The 23,033-nt window shown below is 73.4% G+C and carries 17 protein-coding genes; 9 read left to right on the top strand and 8 right to left on the bottom strand.

Going from position 1 to position 23,033, the window contains the following annotated elements:
* Positions 1 to 125 precede the first annotated feature (125 nt).
* On the bottom strand, positions 126 to 1,982 hold the full coding sequence (locus tag QOL15_RS03975) for a DEAD/DEAH box helicase (protein ID WP_065961937.1): 1,857 nt from the start codon (positions 1,980 to 1,982) through the stop codon (positions 126 to 128).
* Between the two features lie 256 nt (positions 1,983 to 2,238).
* Positions 2,239 to 2,715 carry a MarR family winged helix-turn-helix transcriptional regulator gene (locus tag QOL15_RS03970; protein WP_065961935.1) on the bottom strand — a complete coding sequence of 159 codons (477 nt, stop codon included), beginning with the start codon at positions 2,713 to 2,715 and terminating at the stop codon, positions 2,239 to 2,241.
* Between the two features lie 97 nt (positions 2,716 to 2,812).
* Here QOL15_RS03970 and QOL15_RS03965 point away from each other — a divergent pair, with 97 nt between their 5' ends.
* From QOL15_RS03965 to QOL15_RS03955, 3 genes are all read left to right on the top strand, one after another.
* The gene (locus QOL15_RS03965; protein ID WP_139197603.1) at positions 2,813 to 5,047 is read left to right on the top strand and encodes an MDR family MFS transporter; all 2,235 of its coding nucleotides are present in this window, start codon (positions 2,813 to 2,815) and stop codon (positions 5,045 to 5,047) included.
* 122 nt (positions 5,048 to 5,169) lie between these two features.
* Positions 5,170 to 5,760: a TetR/AcrR family transcriptional regulator gene (locus tag QOL15_RS03960; protein ID WP_071282489.1), complete on the top strand. Its 591-nt coding sequence runs from the start codon at positions 5,170 to 5,172 to the stop codon at positions 5,758 to 5,760.
* Between the two features lie 193 nt (positions 5,761 to 5,953).
* Positions 5,954 to 6,367: a VOC family protein gene (locus QOL15_RS03955; protein ID WP_071249456.1), complete on the top strand. Its 414-nt coding sequence runs from the start codon at positions 5,954 to 5,956 to the stop codon at positions 6,365 to 6,367.
* A 65-nt stretch (positions 6,368 to 6,432) separates the two neighbouring features.
* Here QOL15_RS03955 and QOL15_RS03950 read toward each other — a convergent pair whose 3' ends face one another.
* The gene (locus QOL15_RS03950) at positions 6,433 to 6,702 is read right to left on the bottom strand and encodes a hypothetical protein (RefSeq protein ID WP_071249454.1); all 270 of its coding nucleotides are present in this window, start codon (positions 6,700 to 6,702) and stop codon (positions 6,433 to 6,435) included.
* 64 nt (positions 6,703 to 6,766) lie between these two features.
* On the opposite strand from QOL15_RS03950, the gene QOL15_RS03945 reads away from it, so the two are divergent.
* Positions 6,767 to 7,099: a hypothetical protein gene (locus QOL15_RS03945; RefSeq protein WP_071249450.1), complete on the top strand. Its 333-nt coding sequence runs from the start codon at positions 6,767 to 6,769 to the stop codon at positions 7,097 to 7,099.
* Positions 7,100 to 7,109: 10 nt separating this feature from the next.
* Positions 7,110 to 7,994: a DUF808 domain-containing protein gene (locus tag QOL15_RS03940; protein WP_065961958.1), complete on the top strand. Its 885-nt coding sequence runs from the start codon at positions 7,110 to 7,112 to the stop codon at positions 7,992 to 7,994.
* Between the two features lie 84 nt (positions 7,995 to 8,078).
* Here QOL15_RS03940 and QOL15_RS03935 read toward each other — a convergent pair whose 3' ends face one another.
* From QOL15_RS03935 to mtnN, 3 genes are all read right to left on the bottom strand, one after another.
* A complete protein-coding gene (locus tag QOL15_RS03935) occupies positions 8,079 to 8,291 on the bottom strand; it encodes a hypothetical protein (protein WP_065961925.1) in 213 nt (70 codons plus the stop codon).
* A 141-nt stretch (positions 8,292 to 8,432) separates the two neighbouring features.
* Complete coding sequence (locus QOL15_RS03930; protein WP_065961924.1) at positions 8,433 to 10,382, bottom strand: potassium transporter Kup; 1,950 nt, start codon at positions 10,380 to 10,382, stop codon at positions 8,433 to 8,435.
* A gap of 552 nt (positions 10,383 to 10,934) precedes the next feature.
* Positions 10,935 to 11,645, bottom strand: coding sequence for a 5'-methylthioadenosine/S-adenosylhomocysteine nucleosidase (mtnN, locus tag QOL15_RS03925; protein WP_175473877.1), 711 nt, complete (start codon positions 11,643 to 11,645; stop codon positions 10,935 to 10,937).
* Positions 11,646 to 11,773: 128 nt separating this feature from the next.
* Here mtnN and QOL15_RS03920 point away from each other — a divergent pair, with 128 nt between their 5' ends.
* The 3 genes from QOL15_RS03920 (at position 11,774) to QOL15_RS03910 (ending at position 15,784) form a co-directional block, all read left to right on the top strand.
* Entirely contained in the window at positions 11,774 to 13,378 is a 1,605-nt protein-coding gene (locus tag QOL15_RS03920) for a cell wall metabolism sensor histidine kinase WalK (protein WP_071249449.1), read from the top strand.
* Positions 13,375 to 14,067 (top strand): hypothetical protein, encoded by a 693-nt coding sequence (locus QOL15_RS03915; protein WP_071249447.1) that lies wholly within the window; start codon positions 13,375 to 13,377, stop codon positions 14,065 to 14,067. The genes QOL15_RS03920 and QOL15_RS03915 overlap by 4 nt, the downstream gene beginning before the upstream one ends.
* A 229-nt stretch (positions 14,068 to 14,296) precedes the next feature.
* Positions 14,297 to 15,784: a glycosyltransferase family 2 protein gene (locus QOL15_RS03910; RefSeq protein ID WP_366556882.1), complete on the top strand. Its 1,488-nt coding sequence runs from the start codon at positions 14,297 to 14,299 to the stop codon at positions 15,782 to 15,784.
* Positions 15,785 to 15,802: 18 nt separating this feature from the next.
* Here the strand turns inward: QOL15_RS03910 and QOL15_RS03905 are convergent, their stop codons facing one another.
* Positions 15,803 to 16,801: a response regulator transcription factor gene (locus QOL15_RS03905; RefSeq protein ID WP_071249445.1), complete on the bottom strand. Its 999-nt coding sequence runs from the start codon at positions 16,799 to 16,801 to the stop codon at positions 15,803 to 15,805.
* 32 nt (positions 16,802 to 16,833) lie between these two features.
* Between QOL15_RS03905 and QOL15_RS03900 the strand changes: the two genes are divergently transcribed.
* Complete coding sequence (locus tag QOL15_RS03900) at positions 16,834 to 17,184, top strand: hypothetical protein (RefSeq protein WP_065961918.1); 351 nt, start codon at positions 16,834 to 16,836, stop codon at positions 17,182 to 17,184.
* 137 nt (positions 17,185 to 17,321) lie between these two features.
* Here QOL15_RS03900 and QOL15_RS03895 read toward each other — a convergent pair whose 3' ends face one another.
* Positions 17,322 to 22,751 (bottom strand): discoidin domain-containing protein, encoded by a 5,430-nt coding sequence (locus tag QOL15_RS03895; RefSeq protein ID WP_071249443.1) that lies wholly within the window; start codon positions 22,749 to 22,751, stop codon positions 17,322 to 17,324.
* Between the last annotated feature and the right edge of the window lie 282 nt (positions 22,752 to 23,033).

The following is a 23,033-nucleotide window of genomic DNA, read 5'->3' as shown; positions in this document are numbered from 1 at the left end:
CCGCTCTGTCCACCGTGCCGCAACCCCCCGACCGGCCGGTGGACGACGACGGGCGTGCCCGGACCTCGGGAGGTCCGGGCACGCCCGTCGGGACCGGGGACGCCGCAGCGCGCCCGGTCAGCGCATCAGTACCGCGGTCGGCGCGCACCGCGGTCGTCGCCGCCGCGGTCGTCACGGTCGCCACCACGGGAGTCGCGGTCGTAGCCGCCCCGGCCACCGCCGCGCGAGTCGCGGTCGTACCCGCCGCGCGAGCCGCGGTCGTCGCGACGGGCACCGCCGCCGCGGGAGTCCGGGCGGATCTCGATGAGCTTGCCGCTGATCCGGGTGTCCGACAGGCGGTCGAGCACGCCCGGGTCCATGTCCTGGGGCAGCTCGACGATCGAGAAGTCCGGGCGGATCTGGATCGACCCGAAGTCGTCGCGGCGGAGCCCGCCCTCGTTCGCGAGCGCGCCGACGATCTGGCGCGGCTCGACACGGTGCCGGCGGCCGACCTCGATGCGGTACGCGGCCATCGGCTGCGAGCGACGGGGACCGCGCTCGGCACGGTCACCGCGGTCACCACGGTCGGCGCGGTCGTCGCCACGACGGCCGTCACGGTCGACCTGGTTGCGGAGCGCGTCCGAGTTCGGGTCGAGCAGCAGCGGGTCGTCACCCTGGGCGACGACGGCGAGGGCCGCGGAGACGTCCTCGGCGGGGACGTCGTGGTTGCGGACGTAGTGCGCGATGACCTCGCGGAACTTCTCGATGCGGTCCTGCTGCTCGAGCGCGGCGGTGATCGCGTCGTCGAAGCGGGTCAGGCGCGTCTCGTTGACGTCGTCGATCGTCGGCAGCTGCATCTGCGTGAGCGGCTGCTTGGTGTGGCGCTCGATCGCCGAGAGCAGGCGACGCTCGCGCGGCGTGACGAAGCTGATCGAGTCGCCCTTGCGGCCGGCACGACCGGTGCGGCCGATGCGGTGCACGTAGGACTCGATGTCGACGGGGATGTCGAAGTTCACCACGTGGGTGATGCGGTCGACGTCGAGACCACGGGCCGCGACGTCGGTCGCCACGAGGATGTCGAGCTTGCCCGACTTGAGCTGGTTCACGGTGCGCTCGCGCTGCGCCTGGGCGACGTCACCGCTGATGGCCGCCGCAGCGTAGCCGCGGGCCCGGAGCTTCTCGGCCAGGGTCTCGGTCTCGCTCTTGGTGCGGACGAAGACGATCATGCCCTCGAAGTCCTCGACCTCGAGGATGCGGGTCAGGGCGTCGACCTTCTGCGGGTACGACACGATGAGGTACCGCTGCGTGATGTTCGCGGCCGTCTTCGTCTTGGTCTTGACCGTGATCTCGGACGGGTCGTTGAGGTACTGCTGCGAGATGCGGCGGATCTGCGCGGGCATCGTCGCCGAGAACAGCGCGACCTGCTTGTCGTCCGGGGTCTCGGCGAGGATCGTCTCGACGTCCTCGGCGAAGCCCATCTTGAGCATCTCGTCGGCCTCGTCGAGCACGAGGTACTTCAGCTCGGACAGGTCGAGCGTGCCCTTCGCGATGTGGTCCATGATGCGGCCGGGGGTGCCGACCACGACGTCGACGCCGCGACGCAGGGCCGACAGCTGCACGCCGTACGCCTGACCGCCGTAGACCGGCAGCACGTGGACGTGCTTCATGTGCGACGCGAACTGCTCGAAGGCCTCGCACACCTGCAGCGCGAGCTCGCGGGTCGGTGACAGCACGAGCGCCTGCGGCACCTTGCTGCCCGACTCCATGCGGGACAGGATCGGCAGCGCGAACGCCGCGGTCTTGCCGGTTCCGGTCTGCGCGAGGCCGACGACGTCGCGGCCCGCGAGCAGCGTCGGGATCGTCGCTTCCTGGATGGCGGAGGGGGTCTCGTAGCCGATGTCCTTGACGGCCTTGAGCACCGGGTCGCTCAGGCCGAGGTCGGCGAAGGTCACCACGGGCCCCTCGTCGGCGGTCTCGGTGGTGGTGGCGGTGTCCGTGCTCATGCGGAAACGGTACCGCGGACGTGGCCCCCACGGCGACCCGGCCCGCCTGCGGGCGGCCCGGACCGGGGCCGGACGGGAGGCTCGTGGCGGTGCCGCACCGCGCCTCCCGTCCGTCAGTGGGTCGCGACCGGAGGGTGCGTGGCGGGCCCGCACCGCGCCTCCCGACCGCCAGCGGGTCGGGTGGGCAGGGTGCGTGGCGGGCCCGCACCGCGCCTCCGACCGTCGCCCGACCGCGCCGCGGACGCGGGCCGCACGCTCAGGCCGGGCGGTCGCCGTCCGGCGCGCCGATGCCGAGCACCGTGTCCGCGCGGTCGTTCAGCCGTGCCAGCAGTCCCGCGAGCGTCTGGAGCTCCTCGGTCGCGAACGCCTGCGTGAGCTCGTCGGCGACCTCGGCCCCCGCGCCCGCCAGCGTGTCCAGGAGCTCCCGACCGGCCGGCGCGACCGACACGAGCGCGGCGCGACCGTCGGCGGGGTCGGGGGCGGTGTCGAGGTGCCCGGACTCCACGAGCGAGGCGACCCGGCGGCTGACGACCGGGCGGGACAGCCCCGTGGCGTCGGCGATGGCCATCGAGCGCACCGCGCCGGACCGGTCGACGGCGCGGAGGATCACGCGGGCCGTCGGGTCGAGGCCGCCCTGGGACTCGATCAGCGACGCCCGCAGGGTCTGCCGGACCCAGAGTCGGTCGAGCTGGGCACGGAGCAGTCGTTCGGCGTCGGCTCGGGCGTCGGTCACGGGCTCAGGCTACCGGTGACCATTTAGTTGCTTCGTGGAAGCAATGGAGGTATCGTTGCGCGGTCTGCAAAGTTACACAGCCCGAAAAAGGAGTTCGATGACCGCCACCGCACCCGTCCCGGTGCAGCACGGCCGCCACGCCGCCGTGCCCGACGCCGCCCCCGGCGCGACCGGCGCACCCGCGTCCGGCGCACCCGGGCAGCCGCTCATGACGCACCGCCAGATCCTCCTCGTGATCTACGGCCTGATGGCGGGAATGTTCCTGTCGTCCCTCGGCCAGACGGTGTTCGGCACGGCCATCCGCACCATCGGCGACGACCTGCACGGGCTCGACCAGCAGGCCTGGGTCACGACCGCCTACCTGATCACGTCGACGATCGCGACGCCGATCTACGGCAAGCTCTCCGACATCTTCGGCCGCCGGCCCCTCTACATCTTCGGCATCGTCGTGTTCATCCTCGGCGCCGTGCTGTCCTCGATGTCCACCTCGATGCTCATGCTCGCGGCCTTCCGCGCCGTGCAGGGCATCGGCGCCGGCGCGCTCATGTCGCTGCCGCTGGCGATCATGGGCGACATCCTCGCCCCGCGGGAGCGCGCGAAGTACCAGGGCTACTTCCTGGCCGTCTTCGGCATCTCCTCCGTGATCGGCCCACTCATCGGCGGGCTGCTCGCCGGCTCCTCCGAGATCCTCTGGATCACCGGCTGGCGCTGGGTCCTCCTCATCAACGTGCCGATCGGCATCGCCGCGCTCGTCATGGTGATCGTCTTCCTGCACCTGCCGAAGGTGCACGGCAAGGGCGACAAGCCGAAGGTCGACTGGTGGGGCGCCACCGCGGTCATCGTCACGCTCGTGCCGCTGCTGCTCGTGGCGGAGCAGGGCCGCACCTGGGGCTGGGGCTCCCCCGCCGCGATCGCCAGCTACGTGATCGGCGTCCTCGGCCTCGTCGCGCTCCTGCTCGTCGAGTCGAAGATGGGCGACGCCGCGATCATCCCGCTCAAGCTGTTCCGCTCGGGCACGTTCTCGATGGCGACCGTCATCGGGTTCCTCGTCGGCTTCGCGATGTTCGGCGCGATGCTGACCATCCCGCTGTACCTGCAGATCGTCGTCGGGCTCACCCCGACCGAGTCCGGCTTCGCCACGCTGCCGCTCGTGGGCGGACTGATGATCGCGTCGATCACGAGCGGTCAGATCGTCGCCCGGGTCGGTCGTTACCGGATCTTCCCGGTCATCGGCACGTTCCTGGTCTCCGCCGGCTACGTCGTCCTGACCTTCATGACGATCGACAAGCCGCTCTGGTTCCTCATGATCGGCATGTTCCTCATCGGGCTCGGGCTCGGCTCGGTCATGCAGTCGCTGACCCTCGCCTCGCAGGGGTCCGTCGAGGCCCGGGACATGGGCGTCGCCACGTCGTCGGCCACGTTCTTCCGCCAGATCGGCGGCACGCTCGGCACCGCCGTGCTCCTGTCGATCCTGTTCTCGGTCATGCCGAGCAACATCCTGTCGGCGACCGCGAACCAGGCCGACCTCAAGCCGGCGCTGTCCGCCGCGCTCGACCCGGCCGTCGCGGGCAAGGCCGCGAACCAGGGCGCGATCGACAAGATCTGGGCCCCGATCACCACGCCGCTGCAGCAGACCGTGCAGTCGAAGCTCGACGACGCATCGGTCGAGGCGAAGGCCGCCGCCGACGCCCAGGTCACGGCGAAGGTGACCGCCGCCGTGCAGGCACAGGTGGCCGCGGGCGCCCTGCCCCAGGCCGCCGCGCAGACCGTCACCGACCAGCAGGTCGCCGACGCCACCCCGGCCGCCGAGGCCGCAGCACTGCAGGCCGTCGCGGAGCAGGCCCACGCCAGCGTCCAGGACGGCACCGTCTCGGTCGACTGGTCGGACGCCGCGCAACGCTCCTACTGGGTCGACCAGCTGACGCCGGAGCTCGCGAAGAAGATCGAGGACGGCAGCGGCTCGAGCAGCAACGCCACGAGCACGAACGACACCTCGTTCCTCACCGGCGCCGACAGCCGCCTCACCCGGCCGTTCATGGCGGGCTTCAACGCCTCGTCCGTGACGATCTACTGGGTCGGCCTCGGCGTGATCCTGCTGGCGTTCGTCCTCACCTGGTTCTTCCGTGTGCCGCCGCTGCGGCAGCGCTCGGCGCTCCAGGAGCAGCACGACGACGCGAACGGCGGCTCCGAGCAGCCCGACCGGTCCGACCGCTCCGACCGCTCCGGTCGGTCGGCGGAGGACGACCTCGAGGTCCAGGCCGGGCTCGCCGCGGCCGAGGCCGGCAGCTTCACCGGCCCGATGACCGGCTCCACGCCGACCCAGCGCCGATGACCCCCGGGCCGGTCCCGCCACCGCGGCGGGGCCGGCCCGTCGGTCTCGCCACCGTGGCGGGACCGTCCCCTCGGCCGACCGGCCCGACCAGCGACCTCCCCCGAACCAGCACAGGAGTGCACGTGACCACGACAGCAGCACCGGAGCCGGCCACCGCGCCGTGCACGCTGCGCGAACGGAAGAAGCAGCAGACCCGGCAGGCGCTCCACGACGCCGCGCTCACGCTCGTGTCCGAGCACGGTCTCGACGGCGTCACCGTCGAGCAGATCTGCGGCGACGCCGACGTCTCGCCCCGCACGTTCTTCAACTACTTCACGTCGAAGGCGCACGCCGCGCTCGGGCTCGACACCGTCGAGGTCCCGGAGTGGGCCGCGACCCGGTTCACCGAAGCGGACGGCCGGATGGTCGACGACCTGTGCACGCTCGTCGCCTCGACGGTGCCGCTGTCGCAGGACCGCCGCCGGATGAAGGAGCTGCTCGTGCTCCGGCCCGAGATGGCCCCGATGGTCATGCAGTGGATGGCGGAGTCCCGGCAGTCGCTGCTCGCGACCGTGTCGACCCGCACCGACGAGCAGACCGCCCGCACCGCCGTCGGGCTCGTGCTGTCCGCACTGTCCGAGGTGGCGCACCGCGACACCGTCGGGGACAGCGAGGAGCTCGCCGCCCGACTGCGGGCCGTCGTGGCCGAGATGGGTGCGCTGGCCGCGGGCTGACCCCGTCGGACGGGAGGCGCGGGTCGCCTCGGTCGTGGAGGTCGCGGACGTCGGTGGTCACCTTCGTCTGCGGCTGCGGCTGCGGCTGCGGCTGCGGCTGCGGCTGCGGCTGCGGTAGAAAACTACCGCTGTCGGTAGTTTTCTACCGCTCACGCGGGGGAACAGCGGGGCGCGGTGGGGGTACGGTCCGGGCATGGACACGAGCGGACCGGCGCCGTACTTCCTGCTCCCGGGCACGGCGCGCACAGCACTGGAACGGTGGCAGCGCGTCTTCGGGGGCGAGCTGCGGATCGCGACCTACGGCGACTTCTCCCGCGAGGACGGCCCTGCGGACGCGGTCGCGCACGGCGAACTCGTCGGCGACGTGCACGTGTTCGCCGCGGACGCGGGCGGCGACGATCGGCCATTCGCCGCGACCGGCCTGCTCTTCTCGCTCCTCGGCGCCGCGGACCCCGAGGTCCTGCGTCGGTGGTTCGCCGCCCTGGCCGACGGCGGCGCGGTGGTCGACGACCTGCAGGAGCGGCCGTGGGGCGACTGGGACGGCACCGTCCGCGACGCGTTCGGCGTCACGTGGTTGATCGGGTTCGAGGCGTCCGCGCTGCGGTGAACGCCCGGGTGGACGCCGGGCGGGGCGCGGCGCCGCCGATCGCGGCGTCCGGGGCCGCGCGGGGACTAGGCCGCGTCGACCGGCAGCAGCGGGGCCCAGAACGCGTCCGGGCCGTCGGCGACCACGGCCTCGCGCTCGAACCGGAAGCCGTACTCCCGCACGAAGTCGAGGGCGGCGGCCTGCTCGTCCTCGGCGTCGTCGTGGTCGGCCTGGAACAGGTAGACGCCGTGCCCCATCGCGACGCCGGAGTCGCTGATGACGGACAGGTCCCACCGGCCCTCCTCCGCGCGCTCGATCCGGACGACGGCGGCCTGTGCGGCGGTGAAGTCAGCCATGCCGCGAGCATACGGACCACCCGCTGCGTCCGTTCAGGGCCGGGCCGCCCCGTAGCCTGACCGGATGGACGCTCCGCAGCCGTCCGGCACGACGAAGCGCCGGGTCACGCTCACCATCGCCCGACCCCGCTGGACGTGGGGCGGCCGCCCGACGGTCGTGGTCGACGGCGTCGGGCAGCCCGCGCAGTGGGGCACCGGGACGTGGGCGGTCGCCGACGACGGGTCGACCGACCTCGGCGTGTACCTGTACAACCGGGCCTGGCGGTGGGGCGCGGCACACGCGACGGTGTCGTCCGGTGCGCCCGCCACCCTGACGTACCGCGCGCCCGTCCTGCCCCTCGGTGCCGGTTCGGTCACGGTGCCCGCCGCGGGAGGGCCGTCAGCAGCCCACCGGTAGGGTGAGCGGCATGTCTGTCGGGTTGCTCGCCGTCGTGGACGACATCCTGTCCGCCGCCCTCAAGGCCAGCGCGAAGACCGCCGGCGTGGTCATCGACGACGCGGCCGTCACGCCGCAGTACGTCCAGGGGCTGCAGCCGGCGCGCGAACTGCCCGTGGTCGGCCGGATCGCCCTCGGCAGCCTGTTCAACAAGTTCGTCATCATCATCCCGCTGGCGCTCCTGCTCTCGGCGTTCGCGCCGTGGGTGCTGCCGTGGCTGCTCGTGCTCGGCGGCACGTACCTGTGCTTCGAGGGCGCCGAGAAGGTCACCGAGTGGTTCGGCGTGCACCACGACGCCGGGCACGCCGAGGAGCAGCCGACCTCGGAGCCGAAGCTCGTGTTCGGGGCGATCCGCACCGACCTGATCCTCAGCACCGAGATCATGCTCATCGCGCTCGCCAGCCTCGACACCGACATGGCGTTCTGGCCGAAGGTCGGGGCGCTCGCGCTCATCGGAGCCGGCATGACCGCGCTCGTCTACGGTGCGGTGGCGCTGCTCGTGAAGGTCGACGACGTCGGGCTGTCGATGATGAAGCACCCGGTCCGCCGCACCCGGCGGGCCGGCGCCCGCATCGTCCGCGCCATGCCGGGCGTCTTCCGGTTCATCAGCATCGTCGGCACCGTCGCGATGCTCTGGGTCGGCGGGCACCTGGTGATCGCGAACCTCGCCGAGACGCTCTGGTCCGGTCCGTACGACCTGCTCCACGTGGTCGAGCACGCCGTCGAGGCCGCCGGACCGGTCGTGACGTGGATCGTCGACACCGCGGTGTCCGCCGTGTTCGGGCTCGTGCTCGGCATGGTCGTCGTCGGGATCGTGCTCGGCATCGGCCGTCTCCGCGGACGCGGGCAGCACTGAGCCGAGCGGTCGGGACCGCCCGGATGGTCGGGGCCGGTCCGAGCGGTCAGGACGACGCCGAGGGGTCGGCACCGGCTCGAGCGGTCAGGCGTCGGCCTGGTCCGACCGCCACTGGCACCACGCGCCGAACTGCGCCTGCGCACTGCCGAGCGTCGTGTGGGACCCGCGGACGCCACCGTCGGCGGAGACCAGCTCGTACTGCCGCCCGTAGGTGATCGTGGCGACCACCGTGCCGTCGACGGAGGCGGTCCACCTCGTCGCGGACTCCTGTTGCCAGGCGGTTGGTGCGTACGACATGGGTGGCTTCCGCTCGGTGCCGCAGGCGCCCGGGTGGCGGAACGACCACTCGGACGCTACGCCGTCCGCCTGGACGGTCCGGCAGCCAGGTCGACGCACCGACGGCCGCGGGCACGCGGGCCCCGACCGGTCGTCCGGGCGTCAGAGCTCGACGTCGCTCCCCATCGTCACCGTGCGCTGCGCCGGCAGGCCGAAGCGGGCGGCCGGGTCGGCGGCGTTGTGCGCGAGCCCGACGAACAGCTTCTTCCGCCAGCGCGCCATCCCCCGGTTGCCGGGCTGCGGCCGGAGCGCACCGCGCGAGATGAAGTACGACGCGTGCTGCATCGCGTCCGGCTCGATGTCGAGCACCTCGGCCAGGCACGCGGCGTGCAGGGCGCGGGGCAGGTCCTGGTCGTCCGAGAAGCCGAACTTCACGGTGATGTGGTCGATGCCGTCGTCCTCGTAGCCGAGGTCGTCGCGCGTGAAGGCCTTGGCGTGCGGGACGTGCGGCACGTTGGCGGTCAGCACGGACACGATGAGCACGGTGCGGTGCATGACGTGGTTGTGCTCGACGTTGGCCCGGAGCGCGAGCGGGGTCGTCTCCTTGTTCGGGTGCGGGAAGATCGCGATCCCCTCGACCCGCGGGATGTGCTTCGTGTTCACCCGCTCGATGAACTCGGCGAGGGACCCCTCACGCTCCTTGCGCTCGTCCTGCACGAGCTGCCGACCGCGGCGCCACGTCGTCATCAGCGTGATGACGGCCAGCGCGATGAGGAGCGGCACCCATCCGCCGTGCACGATCTTCGACAGGTTGCCGGCGAGGAAGGTCAGCTCGAGTCCACCGAACACGACGGCGGCCGTCACGAGCTTCCAGGTCTTCCACTGCCAGAGCGGCTTCACCACGAGCAGCAGCAGGAGCGTGTCGACGACGAGCGCGCCGGTGACGGACACCCCGTACGCGGTGGCCAGGCTCGCCGAGGACCGGAACGCGAGCATGATCGCCATGACGCCGATGAACAGCAGCAGGTTGACCGCCGGCAGGTAGATCTGACCGCCCTCCTGCCGCGAGGTCTGCCGGATCGTCAGCGGCGGCAGCAGCCCGAGCTGCACGGCCTGGCGGGTGAGCGAGAACGCCCCGGAGATGACGGCCTGGCTGGCGATCACGGTGGCGGCGGTCGCGAGCACCACGACCGGGAGCCGCAGTCCGTCCGGGAACAGCAGGAAGAACGGGTCCTTCGCGGTGGACGGGTCCTCGAGCACGAGCGACGCCTGGCCGAGGTAGTTCAGCACGAGCGCCGGGAACACGACGAAGAACCAGGCCCGCAGGATCGGGGTGCGGCCGAAGTGCCCCATGTCGGCGTACAGCGCCTCGGCACCCGTGATGACGAGCACCACGGCCCCCATCGCGACGAACGTGATGTACGGGTGCGCGATGAGGAACGCGATCGCCCAGGTCGGCGAGAGCCCCTGCAGGACGCCCGGGTGGGCGATGATGTGCGGCACCCCGGCGATCGCGATCACGGCGAACCACAGGAGCATCACGGGGCCGAACAGGTTGCCGACCTTGCCCGTGCCGAACCGCTGCACCACGAACAACAGGACGAGGATCACCGCGGCGATCGGGACGATGAGGTGCTCCACCGACGGGGCTGCGGTGGACAGGCCCTCGACCGCGGACAGCACCGAGACGGCCGGCGTGATGACGGAGTCGCCGTAGAACAGCGAGACGCCGATGATCCCGATGACCAGGAAGATCGTCGCGCCCCCTCGGCGCTTCGCGTAGAGGCGGCGGGCCAGGGCGGCGAGCGCCATCACGCCACCCTCGCCGTTGTTGTCGGCGCGCATGAGGACGAGCACGTACTTGATCGACACGACGACCGTGACGCTCCAGAACATGATCGAGATGACGCCGTAGACGTCCTCCTGCGTGGCCTTGACGATGCCGCCGTCGATGGTGAACACGGTGCGCAGCGCGTACAGCGGGCTCGTGCCGATGTCGCCGAAGACGACACCGAGGGCGGCGAGCGCGAGCGCCGCGACGCTCTTCGAGGGTCCGTGCGTGCCGTCGTCCACGGTGGCCGTGGCGTGCGACTGTGAGCGTGTCTCGGTCACGCGGATCTCTTCCGTCGGGGTCGTCCGGGCGACGGCCGCGGATCATCATCGCACCGGAGGGGGTGTTCCGCTCGCAGCGTCCACCGAGGTGCGGCCGCCGGTGCGGAGACCGGACCGGCGGTGCCGTACCCCGGTCCCTCGACGCGTACAGGAACCGGGTCCTACCGTCGGCGACGTCGACAGCGCGGGCACCCCGCGCGGAAGGAGCACCTGATGAACCTGGACGGCTTCGAGCCCGTGCAACTGATCGTCTTCGTCGTGGCCGTCGTGCTGGTGTTCGGCGGGCTGATCTCGAGCCGCCGGCGCCGCTGAGCGGCGGGCACGCGGCGGGCACGCGGCGGGCGTCGGGACGCACGTGCGGCGTCGCGCCCCGCGCGTCGCGTGACCACGGACCGGACGGGAGGCGCGGTACCGACGGGTGCCGCGCCTCCCGTCCGTCACGTGGCCGGGTCGGGCCGGGGCGGCCCCGCCAGGTGGCGTCCGGCTGACGACCGACCGGCGGACGGCGGAACCCGGTCGCCCGGTCGCCCGGTCGGGTCCGACGAGGTCCGGTCAGGCCGCCAGGCCGGTGAGCACGTCGTGCGCGACGCGCGCCGAGCGCGCCGCCGCGTCGTCCAGGTGCTCCTTGAACTCGTCGCCGTCGGGGGCGCAGAGGTCGCTGATCCCGCGGATCGAGACGAACGGCATGTCGTGTACGTGCGCGAACTGCGCGATCGCGGCGGACTCCATGTCGACGGCGGCGACGTCGGGGAAGGCGTCCCGGAGCAGGCGGGCGCGGCCCTCGGTCACGAAGACCTCGCTCGACCCGATGGTCGCCGGTCGGATCCGGTAGTCGGCGCCCGAGCCGGTCGCGAGCGCGACCATGCGTGCGTCGGGCGCGTACCGCGGCGGCATGCCGGGCACCTGGCCGAGCGCGTAGCCGAACGCCGTGGCGTCCGCGTTCACGTTGACGTAGTGGTCGCCGACCACGACGTCCCCGATCGCGATGCCACGCATGAGGCCGCCCGCGGTGCCCACGCTGAGCACGGGGACGGCGCCGAAGTCGTGGTAGCAGTGCGCGACGGCGGCGGTCGCGTTCGTGAAGCCGATGCCGCTGCGTCGCAGGGCGACCACGCGGCCGCCCACGTCGAGCAGGTGGTGCCGGTCGTGGCCGCCGACGGGCCCGTCGTCGATCACGACACCGCCGAGCAGGGTGGCGACGGCCGCGAGCTCCTCGCTCATGGCGGCGATCACGACGGCGACGGGTCCCTGCTCCTGGTGCACCGGACGATCCTCGCACGGGCCGCGGACACCGCCGGACCGATCGTCCGTGCTGCCGGACCGGTCGCCGCGGGACGCCGTCCCGGTCCCGCACTGCGGCGCGCGGGGCCGCCGGGTGACAGCATGGCCGCATGCGGAATCGTGTCGGCCGTGACGAGCGTGCGGGACTCCGGGCATTCCGGAACCAGTTCGCCGTGGTCGCCGGGATCATGCCCGTCATCGCGTTCGTCCTCGTGGTCGACCGCGACGAGGTCGGCGTGCTGGCGACCGTCGGGACCGCGCTCCCCCTCGTCGCCCTCGCCGTGACGGCCGCCGCGCCGCCGAGGGTCGACCCGCGGTGGTTCGCCGCCGTGCTCGCCGCCGACGTCGCCGGGATCGCGCTCATCCGCGGTGACGTCCCGACGATCGGCGTGAGTGCGCTGTTCGTCCTGCCGGCGATCTGGTCGGGCTACGCCTTCGGGTTCCGCGGCGCCTCGCTCACGGCGGTCGTCGCGATCGGCCTGCTCTGGGTCGGTGCCCCCGGCGAGTGGGCCGTCGTCGACGCCGAGGACACCGCTCGGCTGGTCTCCCTGCCGCTCGTGATCGCGGCGGTCAGCGGGACGTCGTCCGTCCTCGCCCGACGGGGCAAGGCGCGGCAGCAGCTCCTGCTCGGGCAGGCCGCGCTGCTGCACACCCGGCTCGCCGAGGTGACCGCCCGCGAGGAGGCCGTCCGTGCCGTGCTCGACTCGGTCGACTTCGACGTGCTCGCGTTCGACCCCGAGGGGCGCACCACCGTCGACAACGCCGGCCGCGGCGGAGCGGCCCTGCTCGACCTGGCCGCGCGCGGCGGGAGCACCGACCTCGACACCCTCGTGCAGCGCACGGTCGACGGCACCGAGCTCGACGGCGAGCTCGTGTCGGTCCGCCGCGAGGACGGCTCCGTACGGACCTACACCGTGAGCACGCGCCTGCTCCCCGACGCGGCCGGGGCCGAGGGCGGCGCGGGCGGGGTGCTCGTCGCGCGGGACGTCACCGCCGAACGTGCGGCGTTGCAGGCGCGCGAGGACCTGGTCGCGTCGGTCTCCCACGAACTCCGGACCCCGACGACCGCGGTCCTCGGCTCGGTCGAGCTCGCCCGCGAGGTCGAGGGCCTGCCGCCCGCCGCCGAACGCATGCTCGACGTGGCGTCGCGGAACGCCGAACGCCTGGTCGAGCTCGTCGGGGGCATCCTGCAGGCCGCGCGCGAGGACCGGGTGGACCTGGTGCCCGCGCCGTTCGACCTGCTCGACGTCGTCGGCGCCGCCGTCGAGGCCGCCGAGCCCGCGGCGCGCGTGGCCGGGGTCGAACTCCGGACCACGCCGACCGAGGCGCCCGTCCGGGTCGTCGCCGACGCGTTCCGGATCCGGCAGGTCGTCGACAACCTCGTGAGCAACGCGGTGAAGTACAACCGGGACGGCGGGTGGGTCGAGATCGGCGCGCACGCCGTCGGCGACAAGGTGTGGTTGATCGTGCGGGACGACGGGATCGGCATCGCGGACGGCGACCAGGACCACCTGTTCGAACGGTTCTTCCGCGCCGAGAGTGTCCGCCGCACCGGGGTCCACGGCACCGGGCTCGGGCTCGCCATCAGCCGGCAGATCGCCCGACGGCACGGCGGCGACCTCGTGGTGACGAGCGCACTCGGCGAGGGCACGACCGTGACCATGACGATCCCGGCGGCACCGCCGGCGACCACGACGAGGGGAGCCCGCGCGTGAACCCCCTGCTGCTCTGGGCGACGATCGGGAGCGGGCTGCTGCTGCTCGTGACGGTCCTCGCCGGCCGACGCTGGCGCCGACGCCGGACCGACGTGCCGCGGTCGGCCCTCGACGCCGCGGTCGCCTCGGTCGGTGCGTTCCTCGTGCTCGTCGCCGCGTCGTTGTTCGCGAGCGACCAGACCCGCGTGCTGATCGTCTGGCTCGTCGTGCTGCTCGCGGTCGCCCTGTTCTGCATCGTGTTCCGCAGCCGTCCCGAGGTGCTCGCCGAGGACGACGCGTCGGTACCGCAGCGCGCCGAGGTGCTCCCCGCCGTCGTCCGGACCCTGGAGCGGGCGGACTACCACCAGGTGTCGCTCGTGCGGGTCGCCGTCACCCTCGAGGACGCCGCCCTGCTCACGACCGCGTTCGGCGTGGGCGTGACCGGGGGTGCCCGGGCGATGCTCGCGCGCGCGGTGGTCGCGGTCGTGCCGCCGGACGCGACCGTGTGGACCGAGGACGCCGACCGGGTGGTGGCCCTCGTGCGCCAGGAGGAGTGCGACCTCGGCGCGTGGCGGAGCCAGGTCGAGGCCGCCGTGGCGTCGTCGACACCCGGGCAGGTGCCGACCGTGCCGTCGTCGTCGTGGCGGACCACCTCGACCGACGACCACGGCTACGCGCTGGCCGACCTCGAGGCCGAGGAGCAGGGCTGAGCGCTGCCGGGCCGCGCGCCGCCCGGCCACGCGTCGCCGGGCCGCGCACCGCCGGGCCGCGGATCGCTGGGCCGCGCACCGGGCCACAGGCCGGGCCGCGCGCCGGGCCGCGCGGGACGGTCCAGAGCGGATCTTGAGCATCCGCTGCGCCGGACCCGCGCCGCACCAGAGGCCGTCGTCGGAGACTCGTTGCAACCGCATCGAGACCCGAACGATCAGGAGCCCCACGTTGTCCACGACGCAGACCGCCGGCACCGCAGCCTCCACCCCCGTCCGCACCTCGCCCTCCGCCGAGGAGCGACTCCGGTACACCCGCCGCCACGACCCCGAGCTGGCCGCGTCGGTCATGGACGACCTCGACGCCCTCCCCGAGTACCGCCCGTCGATCGGCTGCGTCATCCCCGCGTACAACGAGGAGGAGACCATCGGCGCGGTCCTCCGCTCCCTGCTCGAGCAGACCCGCCTGCCCGACGTCGTGCACGTCGTCATCAACAACACGACCGACCGCTCCTTCGACGTCGCCGCCGAGTTCGCCGGCCCGCACCGCGTCGAGCGCGACGGGGTCGAACAGCGCACCGAGGTCTACGTGCACGACATCGGCGAGAACGCGGACAAGAAGGTCGGTGCGCTCAACTACGGCTTCAGCCTCATCGAGGGCTGCGACTACATGCTCGGCGTCGACGGCGACACCACGGCCGATCCTGAGGCCGTCGAGTGGCTCGCGCAGGAGATCGTCTCGGATGCGCGCATCGGCGGCATCTCCGCGATCTACTCGATCGACGACCGTCCCTTCCGCGGCGTCGTCCCGCGCTTCCTCATCGCCGGACAGCGCGCCCAGTTCGCCGCGTTCAACATGCAGAACATGCTCAAGGGCCGGAACATGGCGGTGCTCGGCGGGCAGTTCTCGATCTTCTCGATGCGCGCCCTGCACGAGGTCATGGAGGCGAACCACCAGGGCTCCCCGTGGGTGAAGGACAGCGAGGTCGAGGACTCGCTCCTGTCGCTCCAGGTGAAGAGCGCCGGCTACCTCACGAAGATCAGCGCCCGTGCCCGCGCCGACGTCGGCGGCATGCACACCCTCCGCGGCCTCGACGCCCAGCAGGTCAAGTGGAACTTCGGCGCCATCGAGCTCATGTGGCCCGGGCAGCGCGGCGACACGAAGGGGCAGCCGTTCCACCCGAACCTGCGGCTGCGGTGGCTCGAGCACGCGTCGATGGCGATGAACTTCCTCACCCGGGTGCTGTTCGTCCTGCTGCTCGTGGCGTCCCTGTCGATCCACGCCTTCGTCTTCAGTCCGCTCTGGCTCGTCCCGCCGGTCGTCGCGGTCGCGCTGAACCTGCGCGTCGTCGCGTCCATGAAGCACCGCACCTGGCGGGACGTCCTGTTCGCCCTGCTGCTCGTGCCCGCCGAGGTCTACATGTGGATCCGGCTCGGCCACTTCCTGCGCGCGTGGACCCGCTTCGGCAGCAAGAAGCAGACCGACAACTGGGCCGAGCAGGCCAAGGCCGAGCGCGGTTCGGGCAACGCCCACCTCGCCCCGGTCGTGATCGTCCTGCTCGTGATGGCCGCCGCGGTGTTCGGCTGGCTGCAGCTCGACGTCGTCACGCAGGCGCGCATCCTGGGCTCCGGCTGGCCCGTCCTCGCCGTCATCACGGCACTGCAGACCCTCGGGATGGTCGGCAAGCTGCTCCGCCGCCAGTTCGGGTACAAGGTCTGACGGGTGCCGCCCTGCGCCCTACTCCGCGACGTACCCCGGGTCCCCGGGGCCCGTCAGGCGGTACCCGACGCCCCGGACCGTCACGACGAAGCGTGGCGCGTTCGGGTCGTCGGCGAGCTTGCGGCGCAGGTTGGCCATGTGCACCTCGACCGCACGGCGGTCGGCGTCGCCGATGTAGTGCGTGGTGACGTACGCGTCGTTCCGGATCGCGAGCGCCAGGTCCGCCTTCGACCGCACGCGACGCCGGGAGTCGACGAGCGTGGCGATCAGGTCGAACTCGGTCTTGGTCAGCTCGACGGGCGTGCCGTCCACCTGGACGAGCCGCGCCTCCGGGTCGATCGCGAGGCCGTTGTGCCGGACCCACGTGCCCTCGTCCTGCGCCGGGGTGGTGACCGCCGCCGGGACGGTCGGCACGACGGCCCCCGCGGCCTCGGCACCCCGGTCCGGTACCCGCTCGGCAGGAGCGGCCTCGACGGCGGGCGCGGCGGCGGGGACCCACTCGGGTGCGACCGGGGCGGACCCGACCGGCGACACCGGAGTCGCCGCACCGACGCCCGCGGCGAGCGCCCCGGCCGTCGGTGTCGCGGCACCGACCGCGCGGACCGCAGGCGCGGAGCCGTCGGTCTCGACGACCGTGCGCGGTCGGCGGAGCATCGCCCCGAGCCGCGCGCGGAGCTCGCGCGGCCGGAACGGCTTGACGATGTAGTCGTCGGCGCCGGCCTCCAGGCCCTGCAGCACGTCGATCTCGTCGCCCATCGCCGAGATCATCACGATGTAGGTGCTGCTCGACGCCCGGATGCGTCGGGCCACCTCGAAGCCGTCGATCCCCGGCAGCGACACGTCCAGGGTCGTCACGACCGGCTCGTGCGCGAGGACCGCGCGGACGCCGTCCTCGCCGTTCCCGGTGCTGACGGTGGAGTAGCCGGCCTGCGTGAGCACCTGCTCGAGCAGGTAGCGGATGTCGAGGTCGTCCTCGATCACCACCGCGACCCGTCGGTCCTGGTCGGTGTCGGTCATGCTGGTCCCCTCCCCCGACACGGGGGAGCCCCGTGAGCGGCACGCTGGTGGTCGTGGACGCGCACCCGGTCGGCGACCGCTACGAGTGGCTCGTCCCATCGGAGTATGGCAGCCGGCTCCTGCACGCGGTGAGCTGGGGTGCCGCGCTGCGGGAGTTCTCACCGCCGCCGCACGTGCTCCTGCTGGCGGATCCGGGGGTGGTCGACGCGGCCGCGGTCGGTTCGGTGGTGCGGATCTGCCGGGCACTCGGGGTCCGGGTGGTCTGCGACGCCTCGCGGCTCGGCCCCGACGCGGTCGGTGCCGCGCGGTCCTGCGGTGCGGTCGTCTGGGACGGCTCGCCGGTCACCGCGGGCGACGCGTTCGGCGCGGACGCGGCGGGCTGACGCCGTCGCGACGACGGACGGGAGGCACGGTGCGGGGCCGCCACGCGCCTCCCGACCGGCACGTGGGGACGACGGGAGGCGCGCACCGGGGCCGCCACGGGCCTCCCGTCCGCCTCGACGCGGTGCCGACCGCGGGGTCAGCGCACCTCGAGCGCGTACAGCGAGTACCCGTACGGCGTGCCCCGTTCGACGCCCTGCAGCCGCAGCGTCCGCCACGAGCCGTGCAGCGCGACCCGGTCGGTGCCGCCGTCGCCGTCGGTCACCGTCGCGACCGTCGTCCACGCGCCCGTCGTGCCGTCACGGCCCTCGATCCGGTACGAGCGGCCGTACGCGGCCTCCCACCGGATCGTCGCCTCGTGCACCGTGTGCACCGCACCGAGGTCGACGTCGAGGTGGGCGGAGTCGACGTGCTCGCTCGCCCACCGCGTCCCCGGGTCGCCGTCGACGGCGAGGCGGGCCGGGGTGCCGGCCGACTCGTCGCCCGATGACCGCACGGTCGCGCGGCGGGCGAGGTCGGGTGTCGGCGCACCCTCGGTGGAGAACACCCGGAAGGACCACACCGAGACGCCGTACCGCGTGTTCCTGGTGTCGGCGACGAGCCGCACGTACCGACCGCGCACCCCGTCGAGGGCGTGCCGCTCGGTCCCGCCGCTCCCCGCGTCCGTGGTCGCGACCGTGCGCCACGGATCGGTGTCGCGGTCGCGGACCTGGACCCGGTCGGACGCCGCCGAGGCCGCTTCCCACGCGACCTCGACCCGGTCGAGCGGCAGCACCGCGCCGAGGTCGACCGCGAGCCACTCGCCGTCGTGGGCGGTGCTCGACCAGCGGGTCGTGTCGTCGTCGTCCACGGCCGCGTCGCCGGCCAGGTCGCCGCGCTCGTCCGACGAGGTCGTCACGGGCTTGCCGACCGCGACGTCCCGGGCCGCTGCGGGGGTGGCCGGGGCGTCGAGCGTGCGGACCACGGCGGTGCCGGCGGCCTCTCCCCGGGTCGCCCGGACGGTGATCGTCGCGCCGGGGGTACGGGGTGCGGTGACGACCCCGGCGTCGGTGACGGTCGCCCCGTCGCCCGGGTCCGTGGCGGTCCCGCTGCCGTCCGCAGCGTCGACGGTCCACGTCGGGCGCGCCGGTCCCTCGAGCAGCCCGCCGGCGCCGTCCGCGTCGAAGCCGTACGCGGCGAGCCGGACGGTGTCGCCGGACCGGACGGTGGCGCTGCGCGGGGCCACGAGCAGGTCCCGCACGGTGACGGCCGACGCCGCGGGGGTCCCGGTGACCCGGACCTCCCACACCGAGTAGCCGTACTGCGTCAGCCGGTCGGTCAGGTGCAGCCGGACGTACCGGGCGGTCGCCCCGACGGGCACGGTGTCGGCGGCGGCGTCGGTCTTCTCGACCGTGCGGACGTCGCGCCAGGGACCGTCCGCCGCGTCGGCCACCTGGACGACGTAGCGTGCGGCCGCCGCGGCCTCCCAGTCCACCTGCACGGTGTCGACGTCGCGGGCACCGCCGAGGTCGAGCACCAGGTCGACGTCGTCGACACCGTGGCGGCTCTCCCACCGGGTGGAGCGGTCACCGTCGACGGCCCTCGCGGCCGTGCTCCCGCCGTCGGTCGAGGTCGCGGTGGCCCGGACGCCGGGGACGACGGGGACCGTGACGACCGAGGACACGACCGCGGTCCCCTCGACCGTGGCCGGTCCGGCACCGACGGTGGCGACCAGGTAGCCGGCACCCGGTCCCGTGGTGGTCAGGGTGCCGTCGGCGGTGACCGAACCCGGCGCGGTCGTGCTCCACACCGGCGGGGCGGGCAGCGCGGCGGGGTCGCCGTACTGGTCGTGCCCCTCGGCGCGGAAGGTCACCGGGGTGCCGACGACGAGCCGCTCGACGCCGGGGGTCACCGTGAGGCCGGTGAGCACGGGCGTCGGGGCCACCCGGAACCGGTGTTCGCCGTGCACGGAGCCGACCGTGGCCGTCACCGTCGCGACGTCCACCGGGTCGGCGCCGGCGTGCAGGGTGCCGTCGGCGTCGATCGTCCCCGAGGACGTGGTCCAGCGCACGCCCTCGAGCGGCACGGTCGCGCCGTACTGGTCGGTGCCGGTCGCGGTGAGGTGCACCGTGCTCCCGGGGGCGACCGTCCTGGCGCCGCCGTCGAGGGCGACCGCGACGTCGGTCAGCCGGGCGTCGAGGTGCGAGGTGATCTGCGTCCGGGCCGGGACCGCGATCTGCCCGATCACGCGCTGCCCCTCGTAGACGTCGTAGGTGTGCTGGACGTCGTCGATGTTGTCGAGCACGTACGAGTACGTGCCGTCGGCGGCCCGGAACACCTGGCTGAGCGGGTTCGAGGTGTGCCGGTCGGTGACCTCGGTGCCGACGGTGCGGTTCGACATCGCCTGGTGGTAGACCAGGCCGGCCATCGACTGCCCGGTGACGGCCGGGTCCTGCTCCGCCCAGAGCGCCGCGTGCACGTCGGCGTAGGTGTCGGGGTCGTACTGGGCGAGGAAGCCGAGCACCACGTTGCCGAGGGCGTCGCCCATGTCGCTGAACACCGCCGCGGCGTGGGCCGTGTCGACACCAGGGCGGTGGTCGGTCAGGTCGACGCCGTACAGCCGGTCGATGGTCGCGGTGTCCGCCCGGTAGTCCGTGACCAGGAAGGACAGCAGCGGCGAGCGCACCGGCCAGTCGGCGGGCTGCCGGTCGGCGGTCGGACCGTCGAGCTCGGCGGGCACGAGGGCCGCTGGCAGGGTCTCCGGCGTCCAGTACGCGTCCGGGAACACCACGGTGCCGTCCTCGGCGACCGAGACGTACAGCGTGTCGGTCGCGCGGTCGTACAGCGGGTTCGCGGCCGTCCGGGCGGTGACGTACCCGGGGTGGTTCCGCTCGGCGGCGCGGACGGCGTCCTGCAGCTCGCGGATCGCCGCCGGTCGGTCCCGGGTGATGACGGCGTCGCCGTAGGTGCCGACGCCCCACCACTTCTTCGTGAGCATCTGCACGTGGCCCGCGTTGCCGCCGACCACGCCGTCCTGTCCGACGACCTGTGGTCGTGCGCGCATCATCTGCCGCATGAGCGACGCCGAGAAGTCCGGGTCCCACCCGAAGTACGCGAACCACGGGGCGGTCGGCATCCACTGGATGCCGTAGATCCAGGCCGGGTCGCCCGAGAAGTACGTCGCCTCGGCCTGGCCGGAGTCGAACAGGATGCCCGCCTGCCCGGCCCGGTACGCCGCGGGGAACGCGCCGTTCCCGTCGTACGCCTTCGACGCGGGGTTGCCGTGCGCGTTCTGGTAGTAGTCCCGCACGGCCGCCCGCTCGGTGACGTACTGCATCGCGCCGGTGGCCTGCATCTCCTCGTCGCCGAGGACGGTGCCGAGCAGGAACAGCCCGGCCTCGGACTGGACCGCCTCGGACGACGACTCCTGGTTGTTGCCGCCCGGCGAGGAGACCCCGCCGGCGTTCGAGTGCCCGGTCCAGACGCCGAACGTCCGCAGGTACGGGAAGCGGGCGTCGTCGCGGTCCCAGTTCGCGTACTGCTTCGCGACCAGGGTGGCCATGTCGCCGTAGCGCTCGGCCCACGCCGGGTCGGCCCGACCGAGCATCGCGGTCGCGAGCGCGAAGTAGCCGTAGTGGAAGTGGTTGTCGTTGAACTGCGCCGAGCCGTACGAGTCGCCGAAGCCGATCAGGGCCTTCCACGTCGGGTACATCGCGAAGAAGTGCTCGCGCTCCCCCGCGGAGTACGTGTACCAGTCGGTGAGCGCCCGTTCGAGCGTCGACCGGAGCCGCTCGGCGTCCGCGTCGTCGCCGATCTGGTCGGCGATCGTCATGTACGCGCCGAGCTGCTGCAGGTCCTTGCCGCCCCAGTAGGTGTCCCCGCCGTAGGTGGTCTTCGCGGCGTAGTCGGCGAGGTACCGCCGCATGACGTCCTCGCGGTACGGGTCGTCGCCCGTGGCCGTGGGTTCCGCGCCGACCGGGGTGAGCCCGCTGAACGCGTAGCGGAGCGTCCAGCCGTCGTGCCCGACGGTGGTGCGCATGGTGCCCCGGGGCGTCGCGTACGTGGCCCCGGTGAAGCGGAGGTCGTTCGTCGACTCGGCGTACTGGTGCTGGAGCCAGCCCTGCACGGTGTCGTGGTCGGTGCCCTGCAGCAGGTCGGTGCGGAGCGACCAGCGCTGCTCCACCTGTCCGGCTGCGGGGTCGTACGAGTAGGCCATCGTGGTGTCCCGCGGCACCGCGAACGCCGTGCGGTGCAGGTCGTCGAGCGTCAGCCCGTGCTCGGGCACCGCGCTGACCACCAGGTAGGGCGTGCCCGCGGACGCGTCCAGGACGTCGCCCGTGCGGGTGAACGTCGTGCCGGTCGGGGCGTGCACGCCGAACACGTGCCCGTCCTGGCGGATCTCGAAGCGGTCGGCCGTGATCGTGCCGGTCAGGCGCTCGCCGTCGCCGTCCGTGAGCGTCGCACCGGGCTGCAGCGTCAGCCGAGGGGTCGCGCCGTGGAACTCGAACCACTCGTAGGGCGAGCCCTGCACGCTCGTGACGTCGACGGACTGGCCGCCGGGGCCGTCCTGGGGCATCCGCCAGCTGACGTTCCAGTCGCCCCACCGCAGGGCGTCGGCCTCCTTCGCCGAGAACGTCGTGGAGGACCGCTCGGCGAGGCCGTCGGGCGCGTCGGTCAGCAGCACCTGGTCGAGCAGGACGTGCGCCCAGCCGGCGCGCAGGTCGTCGACCACGCGGAGCTGCGCGGTCCTGCCGCGGAGCGCCGAGACGTCCCACGACGCCCACCGGAGCACCTCGCTGTCGGTGCCGGTCGCCTGCTCGACGACCTGCCCGTCCACCAGGAGCTGCACCGCCTCGTGGTCGGGGTGCCGGCCGCCGCCGACGAGGAACGCGAGGGTCGACCGGTCGATCGTGAACGCGGGCGAGGTGAGCGTGCCCGTCGCGCCGTCGCCGTCGTCGTCCGTGAAGGAGTCGAGGAAGCCCTTCCCGAGCCACCCCGAGACCGCGCTCTGCCCGCGTGCCGTGCCGGTCGCGGTCGTCGTGAACGCGTCGCCGGTCGCGGTCCAGTCGGCGGGGACGCCGTCCTCGAAGTCGGCGAGGAGCCGGTCGGAGGCGTCCGGGGTCGGCTCGACGGTCGCGCCGACGGTGATCGGGGCGTCGAGCCGCATGGCCGTGCCGTCGGCGTTCCAGGTGGTCGGGTAGCTGAGCTTCGTCCCCGCGGCGCTGTTCGACGACACGAACGGGTAGGCCCACATGTCGCCGGACCAGCGGCTGACGAGCAGGTCGGTCCACCACTGGTTGGTCGGCACCGGCTTGCCCGCCTGCGACGGGTCGACGTACAGGTGCTGGTCGACGGTGGCCTGCACGTCCGCGATGTCGGGCAGGCTCCCGGGCGGGGTCGGGGCGTAGGAGCCGGCGCCGACGCGGACGCCGTCCGCGGGCGGCCCGGCGGGCGCAGCAGCGGCGGCGGGTGCGGCGGGTGCGGGTGCGGCAGCGGCGGGTGCCGCGGCTGCCGGGTGCGCGGTGCCGACGGCGGAGAGGGTCAGCGCGCCGACCACGAGCGCGACGACGGAGGAGCGGACGACGTCCACGGTGGGTCCCTTCCGGGGAGGTGGGTGTCGGCGGGGGCCGCGGCCGACGGTCGCGCTCGGGTGTCGCGGGTCCCTGTCGGCAGTGCGGCGGCGCCCGTCAGCGTCCCGGGTCACGAGATCGAGGAAGTGTCGTGTCTGGTCCGGAGAGCGCGGCCTGGCCGGACGGGAGGCGCGGGTCGGGGCCGCCACGCGCCTCCCGTGGGGTGGGCGCGCAGGACGGGAGGCGCGGGTCGGGGCCGCCACGCGCCTCCCGTCCGGCGGGCGGGCACGACGGGAGGGACG

It is taken from the genome of Curtobacterium sp. MCBA15_012, assembly GCF_001864935.2.
GTDB lineage: Bacteria > Actinomycetota > Actinomycetes > Actinomycetales > Microbacteriaceae > Curtobacterium.
This window is presented reverse-complemented; position numbering and strand designations above follow the sequence as displayed.